Below are 777 nucleotides of genomic sequence, written 5' to 3'. Positions count from 1 at the left end.
ACTCGGCGAAACGGTCGTAGTCGGCGGGCGTGTTGTAGACGTGGGCCGACAGACGGAGGTAACCGATCCCGTCGAAGCTGGTGAAGGCCGCCTCCGCCCCCAGTTCGGCGGCGGCCCGGTCGCGCAGCGCGTCCGCCGCCAGGCGGGTGGCTCCCAGTCCCTCGGGAAGGCGGACCAGGCGCATGCCCGGCACGGGCATCCCCACGTCGACGCCCTCCGCCGCTCCCGCGGAGCCGGCGAACGCGGCTCCGACCACCCGGGCGCCGTAGTCGACGAGTTCGTCCATGTAGCGACGGGCCGCCTCCCAGCCCCAGGTGCGTTCGACGAAGTCCAGCGCCGTGGGCGCCGCCAGGGACCCGGTGGCGTCCAGGGTGCCCTGCTGGTCGAAGCGGTGGGGGAAGGGCTCCGCGGCGCTCCAGGAGTCGATCAGCGGATGGAGGTGATCGCGCAGCGGGCCGCGGGCCACTAGAGCCGCCGTGCCGCGAGGCGCGCAGCCCCACTTGTGGAGGTTGCCCACCCAGGCGTCGCAGACCAGTCCCTCCAGTGGAGCGGGGAGAAGCCCGGGTGCGTGCGCGCCGTCCACCAGCAGCGCGACGCCACGCCGTGCCAGTTCGGCTCCGACCCGTTCCACCGGCAGGCCGCGGGCGGTGGCCGAAGTGATCTGGTCCAGCACGACGAGCGCGCACCGGTCGTCCACCTCGGCCATCACCGCCCGGTACGCCTCGTCCGCGTCGGCCGCGAGCGGCACCCGGGCCGTGCGCACCCGGCCGCCCCAGC

Annotated in this window: 1 pseudogene; it reads right to left on the bottom strand. The window is 74.9% G+C overall.

Annotated elements, in window-relative coordinates:
* Positions 1–777: pseudogene (locus RH94_RS14815) on the bottom strand (aminotransferase class V-fold PLP-dependent enzyme); the annotation flags it as partial.

The organism is Streptomyces kebangsaanensis (assembly GCF_001906585.1).
Classification (GTDB): Bacteria; Actinomycetota; Actinomycetes; order Streptomycetales; family Streptomycetaceae; genus Streptomyces; species Streptomyces kebangsaanensis.
Note: the sequence above shows the minus strand (reverse complement) of the source record. Positions and strands in the feature narration are given on the sequence as shown.